This is a genomic window from Chryseobacterium aurantiacum (genome assembly GCF_003020585.1).
Classification (GTDB): domain Bacteria; phylum Bacteroidota; class Bacteroidia; order Flavobacteriales; family Weeksellaceae; genus Chryseobacterium; species Chryseobacterium aurantiacum.
Window position 1 is genome coordinate 171,672 of the sequence record NZ_PXUE01000004.1, and the last position, 19,443, is coordinate 191,114.

The 19,443-nt window shown below is 35.1% G+C and carries 18 protein-coding genes and 3 tRNA genes; 5 read left to right on the forward strand and 16 right to left on the reverse strand.

Annotated features, from left to right (window positions below):
• Positions 1–13 precede the first annotated feature (13 nt).
• Together C7D53_RS15090 and C7D53_RS15095 are read right to left on the reverse strand one after the other, a co-directional pair.
• On the reverse strand, positions 14–1,096 hold the full coding sequence (locus tag C7D53_RS15090; RefSeq protein ID WP_106917436.1) for an efflux RND transporter periplasmic adaptor subunit: 1,083 nt from the start codon (positions 1,094–1,096) through the stop codon (positions 14–16).
• Between the two features lie 145 nt (positions 1,097–1,241).
• Positions 1,242–1,628, reverse strand: a complete 387-nt coding sequence (locus C7D53_RS15095) for a hypothetical protein (RefSeq protein ID WP_106917265.1) — start codon at positions 1,626–1,628, stop codon at positions 1,242–1,244.
• Positions 1,629–2,379: 751 nt separating this feature from the next.
• Here C7D53_RS15095 and C7D53_RS15100 point away from each other — a divergent pair.
• Complete coding sequence (locus C7D53_RS15100) at positions 2,380–2,772, forward strand: hypothetical protein (protein WP_106917266.1); 393 nt, start codon at positions 2,380–2,382, stop codon at positions 2,770–2,772.
• Between the two features lie 37 nt (positions 2,773–2,809).
• Positions 2,810–3,244 (forward strand): META domain-containing protein, encoded by a 435-nt coding sequence (locus tag C7D53_RS15105; protein ID WP_106917267.1) that lies wholly within the window; start codon positions 2,810–2,812, stop codon positions 3,242–3,244.
• Positions 3,245–3,317: 73 nt separating this feature from the next.
• Here C7D53_RS15105 and C7D53_RS15110 read toward each other — a convergent pair whose 3' ends face one another.
• The 9 genes from C7D53_RS15110 to C7D53_RS15150 all read right to left on the reverse strand — a co-directional run bounded on the left by C7D53_RS15110 (position 3,318) and on the right by C7D53_RS15150 (position 13,913).
• Positions 3,318–3,578 carry a SemiSWEET transporter gene (locus C7D53_RS15110; RefSeq protein ID WP_106917268.1) on the reverse strand — a complete coding sequence of 87 codons (261 nt, stop codon included), beginning with the start codon at positions 3,576–3,578 and terminating at the stop codon, positions 3,318–3,320.
• A gap of 45 nt (positions 3,579–3,623) precedes the next feature.
• Positions 3,624–4,658 (reverse strand): NAD(P)/FAD-dependent oxidoreductase, encoded by a 1,035-nt coding sequence (locus tag C7D53_RS15115; protein WP_106917269.1) that lies wholly within the window; start codon positions 4,656–4,658, stop codon positions 3,624–3,626.
• 55 nt (positions 4,659–4,713) lie between these two features.
• The gene (gene porN / locus C7D53_RS15120) at positions 4,714–5,652 is read right to left on the reverse strand and encodes a type IX secretion system ring subunit PorN/GldN (RefSeq protein WP_106917270.1); all 939 of its coding nucleotides are present in this window, start codon (positions 5,650–5,652) and stop codon (positions 4,714–4,716) included.
• Positions 5,653–5,672: 20 nt separating this feature from the next.
• The gene (gene porM, locus C7D53_RS15125) at positions 5,673–7,262 is read right to left on the reverse strand and encodes a type IX secretion system motor protein PorM/GldM (RefSeq protein WP_106917271.1); all 1,590 of its coding nucleotides are present in this window, start codon (positions 7,260–7,262) and stop codon (positions 5,673–5,675) included.
• Positions 7,263–7,310: 48 nt separating this feature from the next.
• Entirely contained in the window at positions 7,311–8,009 is a 699-nt protein-coding gene (gene porL, locus C7D53_RS15130) for a type IX secretion system motor protein PorL/GldL (protein ID WP_106917272.1), read from the reverse strand.
• Between the two features lie 59 nt (positions 8,010–8,068).
• Positions 8,069–9,490 carry a T9SS ring complex lipoprotein PorK/GldK gene (gene porK / locus C7D53_RS15135; protein ID WP_106917273.1) on the reverse strand — a complete coding sequence of 474 codons (1,422 nt, stop codon included), beginning with the start codon at positions 9,488–9,490 and terminating at the stop codon, positions 8,069–8,071.
• 108 nt (positions 9,491–9,598) lie between these two features.
• Positions 9,599–11,452 carry a glutamine--fructose-6-phosphate transaminase (isomerizing) gene (gene glmS / locus C7D53_RS15140; protein ID WP_106917274.1) on the reverse strand — a complete coding sequence of 618 codons (1,854 nt, stop codon included), beginning with the start codon at positions 11,450–11,452 and terminating at the stop codon, positions 9,599–9,601.
• A gap of 27 nt (positions 11,453–11,479) precedes the next feature.
• Positions 11,480–13,129 (reverse strand): DUF4270 family protein, encoded by a 1,650-nt coding sequence (locus C7D53_RS15145; RefSeq protein WP_106917275.1) that lies wholly within the window; start codon positions 13,127–13,129, stop codon positions 11,480–11,482.
• A 13-nt stretch (positions 13,130–13,142) separates the two neighbouring features.
• Positions 13,143–13,913, reverse strand: a complete 771-nt coding sequence (locus C7D53_RS15150; protein WP_065396536.1) for a glycogen/starch synthase — start codon at positions 13,911–13,913, stop codon at positions 13,143–13,145.
• Between the two features lie 171 nt (positions 13,914–14,084).
• On the opposite strand from C7D53_RS15150, the gene panC reads away from it, so the two are divergent.
• Positions 14,085–14,933: a pantoate--beta-alanine ligase gene (gene panC, locus C7D53_RS15155; protein ID WP_106917276.1), complete on the forward strand. Its 849-nt coding sequence runs from the start codon at positions 14,085–14,087 to the stop codon at positions 14,931–14,933.
• 500 nt (positions 14,934–15,433) lie between these two features.
• Here the strand turns inward: panC and C7D53_RS15165 are convergent.
• The 3 genes from C7D53_RS15165 to C7D53_RS15175 all read right to left on the reverse strand — a co-directional run bounded on the left by C7D53_RS15165 (position 15,434) and on the right by C7D53_RS15175 (position 15,750).
• Positions 15,434–15,506, reverse strand: a tRNA-Lys gene (locus tag C7D53_RS15165).
• Positions 15,507–15,560: 54 nt separating this feature from the next.
• Positions 15,561–15,643, reverse strand: a tRNA-Leu gene (locus tag C7D53_RS15170).
• 34 nt (positions 15,644–15,677) lie between these two features.
• Positions 15,678–15,750: transfer RNA gene (locus C7D53_RS15175), tRNA-Lys, on the reverse strand.
• Between the two features lie 115 nt (positions 15,751–15,865).
• Here C7D53_RS15175 and C7D53_RS15180 point away from each other — a divergent pair.
• The gene (locus C7D53_RS15180; protein WP_106917278.1) at positions 15,866–16,381 is read left to right on the forward strand and encodes a shikimate kinase; all 516 of its coding nucleotides are present in this window, start codon (positions 15,866–15,868) and stop codon (positions 16,379–16,381) included.
• A 19-nt stretch (positions 16,382–16,400) separates the two neighbouring features.
• Here C7D53_RS15180 and C7D53_RS15185 read toward each other — a convergent pair whose 3' ends face one another.
• Positions 16,401–16,838: an RNA-binding S4 domain-containing protein gene (locus C7D53_RS15185; RefSeq protein WP_106917279.1), complete on the reverse strand. Its 438-nt coding sequence runs from the start codon at positions 16,836–16,838 to the stop codon at positions 16,401–16,403.
• A 55-nt stretch (positions 16,839–16,893) separates the two neighbouring features.
• On the opposite strand from C7D53_RS15185, the gene C7D53_RS15190 reads away from it, so the two are divergent.
• Positions 16,894–17,640, forward strand: coding sequence for a hypothetical protein (locus C7D53_RS15190; protein ID WP_106917280.1), 747 nt, complete (start codon positions 16,894–16,896; stop codon positions 17,638–17,640).
• A gap of 265 nt (positions 17,641–17,905) precedes the next feature.
• Here C7D53_RS15190 and C7D53_RS15195 read toward each other — a convergent pair whose 3' ends face one another.
• Positions 17,906–19,423 carry an FMN-binding glutamate synthase family protein gene (locus tag C7D53_RS15195; protein ID WP_076356396.1) on the reverse strand — a complete coding sequence of 506 codons (1,518 nt, stop codon included), beginning with the start codon at positions 19,421–19,423 and terminating at the stop codon, positions 17,906–17,908.
• Between the last annotated feature and the right edge of the window lie 20 nt (positions 19,424–19,443).

Consider the following 19,443-nt stretch of genomic DNA (forward strand, 5'->3'; position numbering starts at 1 on the left):
GTTTTAGAGACCATTACTCTGCTTTTAGTTTCAATGATTGAAGAACCTTTCTAGGATCCTGGAATTTTGTTTTCACTTTCTGATCATCCTTCACTTTCTGAACTCCTTCAAGAAGTATCTGATCTCCTTTTGAAATACCTGAGCTTACTACATACAGGTCCGGAAGTTCGTAGCCTATTTTTATATTTCGGGTTTTAGCGATTCCGTTTTTGTCGATAACAAACACATATTTCTGATCCTGAATTTCATAAGTTGCTTTTTGCGGAATGATCAAAGCATTGTGAACTGGCATTGTCATCTGAACCTTTCCGGTTTCACCATTTCTCAATAATTTATCCGGATTGGGAAATTTGGCTCGGAAAGCAATATTTCCTGTTTCATTGTCAAACTCTCCTTCAATGGTTTGAATCTCGCCTTTTTGTGAATATGTTTCGCCATTCGCGGTGATCAGAGAAACCTGATTACTTCCTCTATCAGCTGCATGGGTTTGATAACTCAAATACTCAGGTTCAGAAACGTTGAAATAAGTATAGATACTTGTATTATCTGACAATGAAGTTAAAAGATCACCTTCATCCACCAGACTTCCAAGCTTCAAAGGAATTCTATTGATAATTCCTGAAAACGGAGCCTTAATATCTGTAAAAGACAGGTGAATTTGTGCCAGTTTCATTTCTGCATTCGCAGCATCCAGTTTAGCTTTTGCCATCGCCTTTTCATTTTTAGAAACAATATTGTTCCCTGCTAATGTAGTCGCATTTCTCAGCTCAATGGAAGCTTGCTCTACTTCAGCTTTAGCCTTTAGCAGCTCAGCCTGATAGAGTTTTGGCATAATACGGAATAAAGTCTGCCCAGCCTGAACATACTGCCCCTCGTCCACAAAAATTTTCTCAAGGAAACCTTTTTCCTGTGCCCGAACTTCAATGTTCTTTACAGATTGGATCTGAGCTACATATTCTTTGTTAATCACAGTATCCATCACTACCGGAGAAGTTACCGGATAAGTTGTTACTTCTTCTTTTTCTTCCTTTTTCTTGTTGCAGCTAACAGCAAGTAGCAGGATACTCAGTGCAATGCCTGAGGTAACTCTTTTTATCATAATTCTAGAGTTTGTATAAATCGTTAATGTTTTAAAATAGGAATGGTAATGAGGGATGATACGATGTGATGATTACCGGCAAACACAACGCAAAGCTTCCCCACCTGAGATCAGGCAGAAAATAAATGGAAAAAATGAAATTTTAAATTCTAATGGAGCGGATCAGAATGAACCTTTTGGTAGCGAGACCAAAAATAAACCCATGAATATCCGGATTAAACCGTTTTTTATTTTTTAACCCAAAAATGTAAACCAGGCTGAAAATACCTGCAAAAACCACAATCGCCTGCCATACATCAGACAGTTGAAAATCATTTTCAGCAAGTTCCAGGGTAGAATTGTCTACATTATCTGCCATCTGCTGAACGGAAAGTTTTTCATAAGTCTGATTCAGTCGGTTGGCTCTTTTGGGCATATGATGAGAAACATGACCGGAGTAGTCATTTCGAAGAGTCTTAACGTTAAGTCTGCTTTCCACCACAAAGAGCAGAAAAAGACCGGTTAAAAAATATACTATAAAGTTTCTCATTTTGAAGTGGCAAATGTACACTTAGATTGTGATATCATCATAATAGATTAACAAAATTTAACGCTTCTTTAAATAACCTGAAATCAAAATTTTATCAATTTTTCAATGGCTTGTTTCTTTACCATTCTTCAATTTTATGAACTGTAGGTAAGATATTTATGAAAGTAAGTTTAATCTAATTTCCACAATGAAATTTAATCTTAGATAAAAACTTTTCAATTATATTTCCCAAATAATACATCCATTTATTAAGAATAATGATGTAAGTACAACTTTCTGCTATCACTTCAGGCAGGAGCCCCAGAAAACCCGGAATAATCCAACCCATTTTTTTTAAGAATATCTAAATTTTATTCTAAATTAACTCTTCGTTATGGGAAAAAATAAACAGGTCAAGCTAATTTTTATCATGATTTTCAATTATTTACAAAAGTCTATTGGCATTCTGTGATATTTAAATTACTTTTGCCGAAAATTTAAACAACAAATGAACAATGAAGAAATTATCCTTTTTCCTATTGAAAATAAAACTGTTAAAAACTCCAAATTAACTATTTCAATTTCAAACTTTTTATCTTAATAATTACTTTTCGTTTTCTGAATAATGTTTAAAAAAAGGTGATGAACAGCCTCTTTTATTTAAACACAATGTTACTTTATGTAAAATTAACATATAATTTGCAAAAATATTTGTATTTTTATATAGTATTAACACCATAATTCATGAAACACTTTAAAATCACTTATCACTATGAAAAAATTATTATCAACAATCCTTTTGGGATTGGCAGTTCTTTCCTCAACAGCGTGTAAACATCCCGGAAAAGAAGCAGAAACGATTACTTCCACAACTCCTGAAAATACAGATGACATTTCAAAAGATGTATATGTTGACAGCTATGGAGAAAAAATAGAAGTAACCATCAATCGTTCTAAAAACACAGCAACCGTACATTTAAACGGTAAAACTTATGACCTTAAAAAAAGTGATGCTTTACCCGAGTATACAGCCTCCAATGAAGAGTATCAATACTCTGAAATTAAAGGCAATATAACTTTTTTAAAGAAGAATGTAGATATGGTGCTCTTCCATCTTAAACAGGCAAAAAAAGAATCAGGGCCTGCAAAAATGGCATCGTATTAGCATTGGAACAAAACATAATATTAAAAATCAAAAATTTATGAAAAGCTTATATTATTATTTATCCGCTCTTTTCCTTGCTGTATTTCTAGTTTCTTGTCAGACTCAAACTGCACAAAAACCAACTACCACTGATATTACAGGGAAAACATGGAAATTAACGGAGCTTAATGGCCAGCCGATCAAATTGAAAAATGCAAAAAATAATCCTTCGTTCAAGCTTAATATGGACGGAATGAGATACGAAGGTCATGCCGGATGTAATGGTTTGGGAGGTACTTTTGAAATCAAGCCGGAGATCATGAGAATTAAATTCAACCAAGGAATGTCTACGATGATGGCTTGTGAAGATCTGGATATTGAAAACCAGTTTACAAGAGCAATACTTGCAGCAGATAACTATTCTGTTAATGGGAATACATTGACTTTAAACAAAGCAAGAATGGCTCCTTTAGCTAAATTTGTTCTTGAATAATTGTATCCTTTTACAATAAAATACAAAGACGCCTTATTTTGATAGGGCGTCTTTTTTTATGGTATGAAATATTTTATGCTTTTTTACTGTATATGAAATAGCAAACTAAGAGACTTATATTAACCAGTACAGCAAATGAATTGGAAAGAATAATAGGCAGTTCATCTTTCATAAAGCCATACCAAACCCACAATGATAACCCGGAAATAAGCACCAAAAGCATAAGTAGTGATATTTCTTCTACATTTTTTTCTCTGACTACCTTTACAAGTTGTGGAATCATTGATACGGAGGTAAGTACTCCTGCTATTATTCCCAGTAAGTTTTCATTCATAAGTTATATATTTTGAAAATATGAATCTCATCAGAGCTGCTGTAGTTACTTAAATCTATTCCATGAAACTTCTTCATGCAACGGGATATTTTCTTCTACAAAACGGAACAAGTCCCTTGAAAAATAGCAACCGTTCAATATTCCTCGTGCTCCCAATCCATTAAAAACATACATGTTATTAAAAGTTTCGTGTCTTCCAATAATAGGTCTTCTATCTTTTACAGTGGGCCTGAAACCGAAATTAGCCTCCTCTACTTCAAAATCATAGGGATAGAATTCTGAAAGCCCATTCACCAACTGAGCAACCGCAGAATCATCAATATGATGATGAAGCTGTTCTCTGTCATAAGTTCCGCCGTAAAAATAGAGACCGTTTCCTGTCGGGAAAAGAAAATGCTTCTTCTTAATTGTTCTGTTTTCAGGAATAGGCTGAGAAAGCTTAACTTTTATATGATGCCCTTTGTTTGCATTTACAGAAATTTCAGAAAAGTATGGATTGTCTTTAACGCCCATTCCTTCACAAAAAATAATATTCTTGAAATTAAAGTCTTTATAAGAAGATTCAGATGGATTAATTTTATCGTACTCAAACTTTTCTTTTATCAAAAAGGCATTTTTTTCCAAATAATTGAATAAACCTGCGAAAAATCCACTTACGTTCAGTCTGGCAGACTGATTCACCTTTCCTGTCTGAAAATCGTTTTTTACTACATTTAAAGACTCAAATTTTTGGTCCAAAAAGTTTGATAATTCTTCATTCCCTGATTTTTTAAGCCAAAGCTTTTGTTCATTTTCATCATGGAAAATTCTGTGAATGGGAGCATCGATGAGAAAGTTCTCCCCAGTGTATGCTTCGATTTCCTTAAGGCTATCTTTAAGAAAATCTATTTGCTCCTGAGCTTTCCAGAATGTGGTAAACTTTTTAAGAACAACTGGATTAATAATTCCTGCTGATACTTGTGATGCACTTTTTCTCTCTTCAGAATAGATCACAAATGACTTGTTATTCTTAATTAACTGGTGTGCAAAGAAAAGTCCGGCATACCCATCTCCTACAATAATATAATCTACATTTTTCATAATAAAAAAAACCTGAGTAAAAGTACTCAGGTTTTATATAAATATCAAGTGAAATCTAGTAATTCCACATATCATTTTCCATTTCAAGGATCTGCGACTTGATTCTGTTGCTTTCCTCTAGCTGATCATCAGCGTCTTTAGGGATATAATCCTTAATAGTACCATCTCCTAAACCGGCCGAAGATTTATAAATGATAGAAGAGAATCTTCTTGCATTGATAATATCATCGAAAGAAAGGTCTGCAGAAGAATTTTTTCTATTGAAAACATAATTGTTTGCCAAAATATCTCTTGCATTCGGATAGAAAATCCAGAATAGGTCAATAAGCTCATCATTGCTTGCAATTGGCTTACCATCTGGTCCTATAACTCCTTGTACCGCTGGATCTGGTCCCATAGCTGCGATACCAAGAGGTCTGTATTTCATTTGCCCGTCTCTCTTATCTACGAACCACATACCCATTATTTTAAGAACTTTTACTTTATCAGTAGTTGTTTTAAATACGTCGGTATATTCTTTTTTCTCTTGCTCAGTAAGTTGTCTTCCTGAGTTTAAGATATCGATTGCGGCATCGTTGATTCTAACATTCTCCAACCTTTTCTGTATTCCTTCAGGTGAAAGTTTCACAGTAAAGTTTTCGTCATCGTACACCTGCTCAATTTTACCAGTTAAAGCTGCATCTAACAGTAACTGATATAGAGATCTTGTAGGTGTAGAAAGAAGACCGTCCGGATTGTCATAATAGAATGGCTGATTAATCTTGTCATTCATATCAATGATTTCCCAAACAAACATACTCTTAAGGATGTCTTTGTCTTCAACAAATCCATATTCAAGAGGTTTTACTGTTTTATCAATAATAGTATCACCAACTTTTTGTTTATTCTCCGCTCTCATCTGTCTAAACTCTTCTGGAGAAGAAGCGTTCAGAATAGTCTGGGAAAATGCAAATCCCGAAACTAATACTAAAAGGGTGCTAATATATTTTTTCATAATAAATTACAATTTTAGTCCTATTGAACATTAATAATTATAGGAGTAATGTTTTTAATCTGTTGTCCTTCTAAACCTTGAGCTGTTGCTTTAATATCGAAGATAGAAACTACGTCTCCAGATCTTAGGTTCTTGATTAATCCTGCAGCCTCGTTTAATGAATTTCCGTGAACCAATAATGCTGCTCTACCAGGTACTCTTACCATGAATTGAGTTACATTGAATGAAACTGGGAAGTCAAAATCAGGAATAGCTGCCTGTACAGATTGGTTAGGAATAGAAGTTGCCGGCATAGACAATACATTCTGTCCTCTCATCTGACCTTGAGGTGGCGGAACATTCTTAATTCTATATTCAAATACCTGAGAAACAGATTTACCGTGTGGATCTACTCCAGATAATGTCAATTTCACTGTAGTACCTGTTGAAGGCTTCACAATCCATTTACCAGGACCTGTATTTCTTACAGAAGCTCCCGGAGCTGATAATGAAAGTTTAGAATTGTCTGCACCTAAGATAGATCCTGAAACAGGGTTCTCAAGTCCTCTATACATTACGTTCATTTTATCAGCAGAAAGTAATAATCCTTTTTCAAGTTTTACTTCTCTAGGTCCTGCAATTACATTATACGTATGCGTCCAAGGGAAGCTTTGCGCTTTACCTGTAGCATCTGTTAAAGTAATTGTACCTCCTAATTTATGCTCACCAATACCAGAACCTGAAATTGCAGTAATACCTTTTCCATTTTCTACTTTGCTTACACCAGATATACTGATTTTATTGCTGTTAGAATAGTTTCCTAGCATTACTTTTATTTCTGCCTGCTTACCAGCCTGAATATCTACAGGACCAGCAACAATTGCTTCATAGCTTGTAAATTTGATGCTTGCATCCACTTTTTCCTGAAGTAATAACGCCAATGCATCAGATTGAACATTTCTGGCATCATTTTGGATAATCTCCAGGTTAGAAATTGCAGCAATTAATGGTTGGTGATAAAATTTATTTTGGAACCAAGTTTTGTCATTTGGAGATTTCCCTTTAGGATATTCCGCAATAAGAGACTTGTTCGCTCTCTCAACCAGGTCATTAAGTTGAGGGTTTTTACCAAAAGTTGCATTAATATAATTTCTTACATCATCAATTTTAGCTTTTAGGTCTGTAGCATTTTTTGATGGTGCATTTTCATCACCTTCCTTAAAGAAGTATTCAGTAGTTGCTTCATTGTTATTCAATGCAGCAAAGTTTTCACTTACGTCAATATCTTTTCCTTGAGCATCTTTTTCATGAAATTCAGATTGCTTCTTTAACAAGTCTTTGATATCCTGAGCAGATTTCACCAATACATCAATCTTAGTCTTCAATACTTTGTATTGTTCCCAAGGTTGAGCATAAGTATCCGGAACCTGCTGAGCCTTAGCTTCCAGCGTTCTTTCAAAAATCTTTTCGTTCTTTTTTTCTGTTAAAGTTCTTGTATCATTTAATGCTTTGGTAGAATCATAATATGATCTAATGATCTCTGCATCAATATTTAGGGCCATCATCGCGATGAACACCAAATACATTAGGTTGATCATCTTCTGACGAGGGGTCTGTTTTCCTTGTGCCATTCTCTTTTCTTTGTTTGTTGATTAAGTAGTTTAAGTAATGGTTAGGAATTAAGACTTCATAGCAGTTAACATACCGCCATAAACTCTATTTAAATTATTAAGATTAGACGTTAAACCTTGTAGCTCTTGATTGAATTTCTCAGAATGCTCTACAGATTTTTGCATATCTGTAACATATTTAGTTGCAAATTCTGCTTGTTTCTTTCCGCTTTCCAATTGCATAGAGTATAATGCATTCATGCTTTCCATATGCTGAGCAGCCTTGTTCAACTGATCATTATATTTATGAGTAGAAGCAGAAACGTCTACTGTTTGATTAATTTGGTCTACAGAATTTGAAAACTTATCGATTCCTGTTCTTAATCTTTCGAATAACTGAACATCTAATCTAGCGTCTTCAAGCATTTTATCTAATTTGGTAGAAAGAGAGTTTTCTAATTCAGCAAATTGAGCTGCAGCGTTGTTATTTCTAGAAGATACATTAGAATGTAAAGGGTTTGGGTTAGCATGCTTATCCAATAATTCAGGATAAACATTTTCCCAAGCATAAGACTCCTCAGATTTTGGTGGGTCAAATGCGAAAATAATAAAGATAATCGCCTCTGTAATAAGCCCTACTGTAAGAGCGATATTACCGTTAATTGGTCCCAGGGTAATGTGAGTAATTTTAAGCCAAGCTCCAAGAATTACAATTGCAGCACCGAATGAATAGAAGAAATTCATCCAAGCATCTTTAGTCTTAAACATATTGAGTTAGTTTTTTTAATGTTAAATAAAATTGTTATTGAAAATAATTGTCTGGTTTATTATCTGTTAACTCTTCTTGGCTTAACAGCTGCTTCAGGGATATCCTGAACAGTTCTAAATCCGATATAGCTTCTTGCTGAATCTTTTCTTTCCCAATCTCTGGCCCCCGTCATTAGTGCATATCCTATATCTTTCCAAGATCCACCTCTTACAGTTTTCTTAGTATCCTTTTTATCTTTAGTAGAAGGATTTAATGTAGAAGAGAATCCATATGAAGAATTGTTGTATGCAGATTCTGTCCACTCAGAAACGTTTCCAGCCATATCAAATAACCCAAATCCATTTTTCTTAAATTTCTTAACTGGAGCTGTATATGTATAAGTACCTTTTTTCTCGTCTTCCATATAGTTACCTCTCTTAGGTTTAAAGTTTGCCAGGTAGCAACCTCTATCATCCATTAGGTATGGACCTCCCCAAGGGTAAGTAGCATTTTGCATTCCCCCTCTTGCAGCATATTCCCATTCAATCTCAGTAGGAAGACGGAACTGCAATGGTCTTTGTTTTTTTCTTTTTAAACTTTCGTTGTAATCAGTTTTCAATTTAGATCTGAAGTTACAGTAAGCTCTTGCCTGGTCCCAAGTTACTCCAACTACAGGGTAGTTTTTGTAAGCTTTGTGCCAGAAATATTGTTCAAATAATGGCTCATTGTAAGCAAAGTGGAAATCCTTTACCCAAACAGTCGTATCAGGATAAATCGCAATACTTTGACTCTTTAGGTAATTGGCTCCTCTTTCATTATCTGCAAGTGCAGCATCCATATCTCCCCAACGGTAAGTATATTTAAGTTTACTTACGTCTAAAATCCTTTCGTTTCCAATTCTTGAAGAAGCGGGTAGATACAGAGATTCTAAAACTTCTGCGTATTCTACGTCAGGATATTTTGATGTGCTCCAGTGTAAAGGAATTTTCCAGTCTAATCTTTTGCTTGCATCATAGCTTCCATCTTCTCGGCCTCCCTGGCCTTCCATATATTCTTGATAAGGTGTTAAGTTTTCTTCTTTTTTAGCAAGGTATGCATAGTCTCCTATGCTAGCTCCTTTACGCCCTCCTTCATCACCACCTTCTCCGGCAGCTTCAGCAAGTAGAGTTCTCGCAATAGAGTCTCTTACATAGTTAATGAATACCCTGTATTCTGAATTGGTAGTTTCTGCTTCATCCATGAAGAAAGAAGAAACAGTAACAGTCTTCAATGCTGCTTTTTCAGGGGTATTTGTTGGATCCTGATCTGCTAGACCAGCAACAAATGAACCTGCAGGAATTGCAACCATTCCGTATGGTCTTTCCGCAACAAATGATTTCGTTTTTTCTCTTGGTATCAATTCTCCTTTTGTTCCAGGCTTCCCTACAGAAGAGCTGCCACCACCAGAACAAGATACCGATGCTACCGACGCAGACAATAATAAAAGAAATATCCTTTTCATGTTAATTTTTATAATTAAGCCGTAAATATATAATTTTTTTAAGAAACTTTTAAGATTTTTTTTGAAATAACGGAAGAAATCTAAATTTATTTTATTTACAACTACTTTTTATTCCACAGTCACAGATTTTGCTAGGTTTCTCGGTTGATCTACGTTTGCACCTCTATATACTGCTATATAATAAGCAAGCAACTGTAAAGGTACTGACGCTACGATAGGAGAGAAACATTCTGATGTTTCTGGAATTTCAATAACATAATCTGCCATTTCACTAACCTGACGGTCACCTTTGTTAACGACAGCAATAACTTTTCCTTTTCTTGCTTTAATTTCCTGAACATTACTCACAATTTTATCATAGTGTCCTTTTTTAGGTGCTATAATAACAATTGGCATATTCTCATCAATTAGAGCAATAGGACCATGCTTCATTTCTGCAGCAGGGTATCCTTCAGCGTGGATGTAAGAAATTTCTTTTAATTTCAATGCTCCCTCTAATGCTGCAGGATAGTTGTATCCTCTTCCCAGATAAAGGAAGTTTGTTGCCTTCACAAAATCTTTAGCAATTTCCTGAGTTAATTCATGAGTTGCAGCTAATACTTCTTCTATTTTCTTAGGAATAGCATCCAGCTCAGCAATTAAGCTCATAAACTCGGCGTTACCCAGATTTCCGTTATGCTTACCTAGCTTGAAAGCAATTAAGGTAAGGATCGTAAGCTGTGCTGTAAATGCTTTTGTAGAAGCAACTCCAATTTCAGGACCAGCATGGGTATATGAACCGGCATCAGTAATTCTTGCAATGGAAGAATCCACTACATTACATATACCATATATAAATGCCCCTTTTTCTTTTGCTAATTTTAAAGCAGCCATTGTATCTGCTGTTTCTCCTGACTGAGAAATTGCAATAACAACATCTTTATCGGTGATAATTGGGTTTCTGTATCTGAATTCTGAAGCATATTCTACTTCAACCGGAATTCTTGCATACTCTTCAATTAGGTATTCTCCGATAAGTCCTGCATGCCATGAAGTACCACATGCAATAATAATGATTCTGTTGGCATTCTTGAACCTTTCTAAATGATCCCAGATTCCAGCCATCTTGATAACTCCCTCATCTACAAGAAGTCTTCCTCTCATAGTATCATGGATAGACTTAGGCTGTTCAAAGATTTCCTTAAGCATGAAATGCTCATATCCTCCTTTTTCAATCTGCTCTAAGCTTAACTTAAGCTCCTGAATTTCAGGTTCAATTTTAGAGTTTTCATTAATTGTTCTGATATCTACTCCATTTTCAAGAGATATAGTGGCCATGTGCCCTTCTTCAAGATAGATTGCTTCTTTTGTAAATTCTACAAAAGGAGAAGCATCAGAAGCAATAAAATATTCTTTATCTCCAATTCCGATTGCTAAAGGAGAACCTAGTCTTCCTACAACCAAAACTCCAGGGTAGTCTTCATGAAGAACTGTAATGGCATATGCTCCATATACTTCGTTTAAGGCATATCTTACTGCTGTTGGGAAATCAATCTCAGGATTAAGATCCATAAAATACTGAACCAGGTTTACCAATACTTCAGTATCTGTTTCAGATTTGAAAGTGAATCCTTTTTCAGTAAGCATTGTTTTAATAGTATCATAGTTTTCAATAATACCATTGTGTACCAGTGCTATTTTTCCATTATTTGACAAATGCGGGTGAGAGTTTCTATCACTAGGAACTCCATGGGTTGCCCAACGGGTGTGTCCCATACCAATCTTGGCTGTTCCTTTCAATTCTTTCGAAATATTCACCAAATCCTCTACTTTCCCTTTTGTTTTTTGTACTTCAAACTTTTTGTTTGAACCTTCCAAAACAATTCCTGCACTGTCATATCCTCTGTATTCCAATCTTCTAAGACCATTGATTACGATCTCATAAGCATCTTGGAAGCCTGTATATCCTACTATTCCGCACATATTTTTTGTCTAGTGTTTTATTGTGTTTTAATTTGTTTTCTTTGTTCCGTAGGTAACCATCAACTGAATTTTATTGGCGTTCGATGCATCACTTCCTACAAAAACAGCTCTGTTCATATCGATAGCTCTTGTTGTAAATTTAGCTCCGGCAGCAGCTCCTTGTGCATTTTTCACAAAAGTTCCCAAGTTAACAAGCATTGGTCTATTTTCTTTCTCTGCAGCAGTAGCTGTAGCTGGCATTTCAACAATATTCTTCAATGTCTTTGTCACTACGAAATCATAGTATTCAGGTTTAATATCTGTTTTCTTACCATAAATATACATATTAAGTCCAGCCACTACATCTGGTGAAAAACTTAAATTTGAATAATCAAGCTTACCATCTTTAAGTACCAGTGGTACCAATGTAAATTTGCGGTCTCCATCTACAGAATGTGTATTTTTCCAGGTTAAAGGATCTGTATACATTCTGATTTTAGCACCTACAATACCTATTTTATCTTTTGCAAATAATTCTTTAAGCTTATTAATTGTCCCATCAGGAATCTGGAATCCTATTGATGGTCCTCCCATTCCCTGAACATAAAGCTTTGGATCACCGTCAGTCTTATTGATTGCATTCAATACATCTTTCACTTTAGATCCTGTTCTGTTATATACATAATGACCAATATGAGCATTCAGGTTTCCTAGGCTAAACTTAAGTGTTGTTTGTGGTCTCGTTAATGCACCATTTTCAGTCTTGTCATATTTATAATACATGATCAATTCCATATCATCTGGTGAAAACTGGAAAAGATATCTATCATCCTCCTCTACAGAAAGCTTAATTCCTTTAAAGTATCTTGTAAAGTTGGATGCATCCTGAAGTTCAGGCTTTCCTTTTTTATCTATAATATGAGTTTTAAAGAAATCCGTATTGCTTAACTTGATTCTAAATCCAAGGTTTCCTGTAAATAAGTTAGAGTTATCAGATTTTTTTGTAACCGTAACTGTACTTATATTTCCATCAAAAACGCCAGATCCTAACAATTCACCAGTACTAACATTCGCATTGGAACGCTGAAATGATTCATTATTTGTATCTAAGAATGTAGTAACTTCATGTACATTGATCGTCATAGACTTAGAAGCCCCACCTATTTTACCATACTTACGAACCGGATAAGATTTCTTTTCGATAGAAACCGGAACGGTTTCAGTACCTACCATAAAGTCATTTTTATCGTATGCTCCAGGTGCCTTTATTGAATCGGTAATATAGAAAGTATCGTCCATAGTATTAGCCGGAGGTCTTACTACCAGCACCACAGAGTCTATTTTAGCATTATCCCCGTTGAAGTCAAAATTATCCGTAGGCATTCTCAATTGGGTAATATAAGATGCTTTCTGCATTCCAAACTGTCCCTCTGTAAAAGAACCAAGAACTCCGGTAGATAATGCAGCTCCTGTTCCACTTAATCCGGTAATAAGCCTGGAAGCATCACTTCTAATAGAGTCATTATTGTCAATATTATAAGCAATAATAGGATATGAAGTTTCTTCACCTTTTGCGGCATCTTTATTAAAGAGTTGCTCACCAAGAGAATCTGGATCTGGTTCACAATTATAAAGAATTGCACTTCCGAAAACCGCCAATGAAAGTATGGCGAAAGTCTTTTTAAGATTATGAGTCATTAAAAATGTGTTTTTAATAAAGTTGGTTTATAGAATCTACGTCAAGATACTCCGACTTTTGGATCGTCGTTTCGTTAAAAGCCTTATCAAGGTCTTCATCCAGGAATTCATCTCCTTTTACAACAGCATCTACATAGTTCATACTTTCGATAACAAAACTTTTGATTGTTGGGTTATCTAACGCTTTTAATCCTGAAATATTATCGAACTTCAGCTTTTCATCAATCTTTTTATCAAGATCTGCATCTTTCTCATTGTATAGGGAAAGAACAATTTTAGCATCCTTGAAGTAAGTATCTGATTCGTAGTAAGTCTTAAGATAAATTGGAACAAAAGAAGACATCCATCCATTTAAATGAATAACGTCCGGAACCCAATTCAGCTTCTTGATTGTTTCAATAACACCTCTGGCAAAGAAAATAGCTCTTTCGTCGTTATCGTCGAAAGGAGTTCCTTCATCATCGAAATAATATTGCTTTCTTTTGAAGTATTCTTCGTTGTCAATAAAGTAAACCTGCAGTCTTTCCCCCGGAAGAGACGCTACTTTAATGATTAGAGGCTGATCCAGGTCATTGATAATAATGTTCATCCCTGAAAGACGGATCACCTCATGAAGTTGGAATTTTCTCTCACTTATTTGTCCAAATCTTGGCATAAAAACTCTTACATCATTGCCTTCATTGTGCATCTTAAGTGCCATTTTGTTTACAACAGCAGCCATATTCGTATCTTCTTGGTATGGATACATCTCTGTCGTAATGTACAGTATTTTTTGATTCGGCATAAATTTTCTATCTAGTTTTTGTAAAAATGCTTTAATGTGCAAAATTACAAAAAAACATCCAACATTATTTTAATTAACATTTTTTTACGAAATTTCCCTTTTCCAAACTATTAAAAACACACTTTATTATATGATATTTTTAGTATTTTTGAATAAGTATTAAAATAAACTATGGAAGTTATAAAAAACAGGAAAACCCTTCAGGATTTCATTGAAAGACAGAAGGAAATGGGAAAAAGAATTGGCTTTGCCCCTACGATGGGAGCTCTGCACAAGGGACATCTTTCCCTGTATGAAGAAGCAAAAAAGGAGAATGACCTTGTTATTTCTTCAATTTTTGTAAATCCTACCCAATTCAACAATCCTGAAGATCTTGAAAAATACCCAAGAGACATCAACAGGGATATTTTAATCCTGGAAAACTCCGGACTTGTAGATGCAGTCTACATCCCTGAGGTAACAGATATTTACCCTGAAAAGGCAGAAAGCCAGCATTATGACTTTGATGGATTGGAAAATGAAATGGAAGGAAAATCCAGACCGGGACATTTTGACGGTGTAGGAACTGTTGTAGAAGAGCTTTTCAGACAAATACAGCCTGATGCTGCTTACTTTGGAGAAAAGGACTTTCAGCAGCTTGCCATTATCAAAAAAATGGTTGACAAGAAGCATATTCCTGTTAAAATAAAAGGAGTTTCTATTTACAGGGCAGAAAACGGACTGGCATTAAGCTCAAGAAACCAAAGGCTTCATGAGGACAGAAAAGAGGCTTCAAAAATCATTTATGAAACTTTAAACAAAGTAAACGACTGGTTCAGAACCGTTACAATACCTGAAATCAAGGAACGTGTAGAAGATATTTTTGATGAACAAGCAGGAATGAAGCTTGAATATTTCCTAATTGCAGATGAAAATACATTACAGGAAACTGATTTCTTCTATAAGGACAGAAATTTCAGAGCTTTTATTGTAGTGGTTGTGGATGGTGTAAGATTAATTGATAATATGCATCTGGATTAATATAGCAACATCTATATTCTTTATAAAACAGGAACTCTGATGGCAACGTCAGAGTTTTTTCGATTTATTATAATAAGAACCAATCAACCAAATAATTACGGGAGAAAAAAACAGTACAACAAAGAATGTTACTGTTACAATATTTAAGACAATTTCATTTTTCACTTTAAGAAACAGCAGGCAAAAGAGTTCAAACCCCATTATAACTCCACCTCCTATAATGTAACCATATGATCTGGTATCTTTAAATTTTATTTTTTCTCTATTGGATTTTATATAGGCATAAAATACGTGATATAAAAAAATTAAATAAAAGACTCCTGCAGACAATAATGCAGAAAGAATCACCCAGGCTAAGTTTTCATCACTAATGCTAATATCGCTCATACTTTTTTAATAATGATTATTAATACAAAAATCAAAGGCCTCTTGAAAGAGACCTTTGAAACACCAAATCACAAAATATTAATATGAAAAAAATTTACTTTTCAGTAAACTTGTGACCCGGCTGGGATTCGAACCCAGGACCCATACATTAAAAGTGTATTGCTCTACCAGCTGAGCTACCGAGTCGGCCACAATTAAAATGAAATTGCTTTCACTATAATTATAAAATTTTCTTTGCAGTGCCTGCGACTGGACTCGAACCAGCACATCCTTAGGAAACCACCCCCTCAAGATGGCGTGTCTACCAATTTCACCACGCAGGCAACAAAATTACAAGTATCGTAATTTTATTGCTAGTGACCCGGCTGGGATTCGAACCCAGGACCCATACATTAAAAGTGTATTGCTCTACCAGCTGAGCTACCGAGTCGGCCACTTACCTAACAAGTTTTCATTTAAGTAATGTCCCTTGTTTTAAGTGGTGCAAAGATATGACTTTTTTCTTTATCTCAAAACTTTTTCGCAAATTTGTTTAAAAAAAATTCATGATAATTTCACTGATTGGATACATGGGGTGTGGCAAATCTCACATTTCCAAAATATTAAGCGAAAAAATAGATTTTAAACTGATAGATCTTGATAAAGAGATTTCCAGAAAGAATAAATTAACCATTCCTGAAATCTTTGAAAAAAAGGGAGAAATTCACTTTAGAAAGCTTGAAAGAGAAGCTCTTGAGGAAATATTGGCTTCTGAAGAAAATGTAGTTTTAAGCCTTGGCGGAGGAACTCCTGTTTATTATAACAATATGGAGATCATCAACCACAACTCTAAAAGTATATTTTTAAGAGCTTCTGTAGGAACTCTGGTGGAGAGGCTTTCCAAACAGAAAGAAAAAAGGCCGATTATTGCCAATATTTCTGATGAAGATCTACCAGAATTCATTGCCAAACATCTATTTGAAAGAAATCAATTTTACAGTAAAGCACAGTTTAGTATAGGTACAGATGCCCGAGAACCGGACGATATTGTAAAAGAAATAATAGAAAAGCTCTATCTCTAGAGCTTTTTTATTTTAAAATTTAATCTTCAGCTTCGGTACCGTCAGCAGTTTCTCCGAAGAAATCATCCCAGTCTGTAAAGTCTGAGGCAATATCGTTACCTACATAATCATCCATGTCTCTTCTGTCCTTTTTTGTTGGTCTTCCTTCTCCTTTATTTCTATAATAATCCTGTGACATCTTGCGAAGTTTCAGAAGCTCATATTGTTCTTTATCTGTTACATCCTGTATATGCAGAGGTACTAATTTTGCACCAATTCTGCTTTTAGGGATCTGGATCACTTTTATTTTATAATCAATTTGATTCTTGCGGATTTTGATAACATCTCCTTCTTTTACCTCCTTAGATGACTTTACGGCAGAGGTTCCAATAGAAACCCTATTCTTCTTAATCTCCTCTGACGCAATATTTCTCGTCTTATAAAAACGAATGCTCCACAAAAATTTATCTATTCTCATAATTTTTTATACTTTTGCCGTTATATTATTTGTAAAGTAATTAAAGTTTTTTGAAATGAAAAAAATATTTTTATATATCCTTGCGGGATCTTTATGTTTTTCTGCATGTAAGAAAGATGATGAATTGGATTATTATGTAGAGCCGGAAGACATCAATGTTCAGAATAGCTATGATGAACAGGCCATTAAGAAATTTATGGATGAAAATTATCTCGATGTACAAGGAAATATAAAACCTTTCAGTGCTACAGATACTGCTGATGACAATGAAAAAAAATTATCTCAACTAGATTTTAAAACACTTCCTTCAGGAACAATTTATATCATGAGAAACGGGGCACAGCCAGCTCCAGCGGATGCACAGCCAATTTTAGAAACAAGTGTTATTAAAATAATGGGTAGAGGTTATTCTTACCTAGCTGCAGATAACAATGGAAGTGTAGTATTTACAGCAAAATCTGCATTTTTAAATACTATTGACGGAAGTACTCTTCCACTGATAGATCCAATGTATTATCACGTTAAAAAGAGTGTACTAGATAAAGCAACCACTTCAGCAGCACAGCAAGCTGGTTACTACGAAATAGCTGGTTTCAAAGAAGCATTGCAAAAATTCAGCTCTTTCAATGATTTACCAAGTGAAACTACTTACAATTTACAAGGGGTAATTATAGTACCATCCAAAGCAGCTTTTGCAAGAAATGCTCATTATCAATACCTAGGGCAGACTTACAGAAACAAATCTTTTGTTTTCAATTTCCAAATCTATGGAAGCAAAGTAAGAACTCCAGATCAGGACTAAAAGATAAACAAACTATATCAACCGCCTTTCACAGGCGGTTTTTTTATTTATAAATAGTTTTAATCATCAAATACGGAGATTGGATTAAGGCATTAAAATCTGGCTTTATGAGCTGAAATATCTGCAAGAACCTCATCATTATTATATCATAACTTTGGTTCTTCTGATCTTGTTTGTAAAGCAAAAAAAATCAGAATAGGCAATACGCTATTCTGATTTTTTTATGTTGTAAACCATCTGTTTAAGACAGCTTCATCTTATTCTGTTAAGATCTTGCTTTCTGCTTTACATTTCCTAAAATATCAGGGAAATACAAGTCTGCAAGATGATCGAATTCATCTCCTCTCATAAACATGGTTGCATCTACTTCTTCATAAGAGCTTCTTCCGGCTGCTGCAATCAGCTCGTTACAGGTATGAAGGGTATTTTTGTGAAAGTGATAGACTCTTTCTGCCTTGTCCGTCACATCAAGTCCTTTAATAAGCATTTTATCCTGTGTTGCCACTCCCGTAGGACAGTTGTTGGAATTACATCTTAAAGCCTGAATACATCCCAGAGAGAACATAAATCCTCTTGCGTTGTTACACATATCTGCTCCCATAGCAACAGCTCTTAAAATATCTAAACTTGTAAGAACTTTCCCACTGGCAATAACTCTCAATTTATGTCTAAGGTTATAATTGTTCAATGTTCTGTTTACAAATATCAATGCAGGTTCCAAAGGCATCCCTACTCCATCTGAGAATTCTGGTGGTGCGGCTCCTGTACCTCCTTCTGCTCCGTCAATAGTAATAAAGTCAGGATAAATCTTCAGCACATTCATTTGCACACAGATATCCTCAAATTCTTTTGTATCACCAATACAAAGCTTAAATCCAACTGGTTTTCCTCCTGAAAGTTCTCTTAGTTCCTGTACAAACCTCAACAATCCGGCTGCATCAGAAAAAGAGGTATGTGATGGTGGTGAAATAACAGTCATACCAGGGGTTACGTGACGAATCGCAGCAATTTCCGGTGTATTTTTAACTCCGGGCAATACTCCTCCGTGCCCAGGTTTTGCTCCTTGTGATAATTTAATTTCTACCATTTTCACATTAGGAAGTGTAGAATATTTTGCAAATAATTCAGGATTAAATTTTCCTTCATCATCACGACATCCAAAGTATCCTGTTCCAATCTGCCAGCATAAGTCTCCTCCTTCCATATGGTAAGGTGAAATTCCTCCCTCTCCTGTATTATGATAAAAATTTCCTTTTTTGGCCCCTCGGTTCAATGAAATCTGTGCTCTGTCACTTAAAGCTCCAAAACTCATCGCTGAAATATTGAACAGGGATGCATGGTAAGGCTGTGTACATTGTTCTCCTCCTACCCAAACTCTTGGAAGCTCTTCTGAGGGTGATTTAGCATAGATAGAATGCTTAATTCCCTCATATTTTCTATGATTAACCTCCAGTTGTGTACCAAAAGCAACTGTGTCACTTAAGTTTTTAGCACGTCTGTATACTGCAGAACGCTGATTTCTTGGAAAAGGCTTACCATCGGTCTCCCTTTCAATGAAATATTGCTGCATTTCTGGTGAAATACTTTCGAAAAAATACCTGAAGTACCCCAGCACAGGGAAGTTCCTCAAAATAGCATGTTTCGATTGGTAAGCATTGTAAACACCCAATGCATAGATGGCGGATAACAGCGTAGGTATCCAATAATGCGCTCTGATTAGTAATGCTACAGCCCATGTAGCAAGTACTAATACAATTCCCCAAGATAAAAACTTATCTCTCATGAATGTAGTATTTAAAGTTA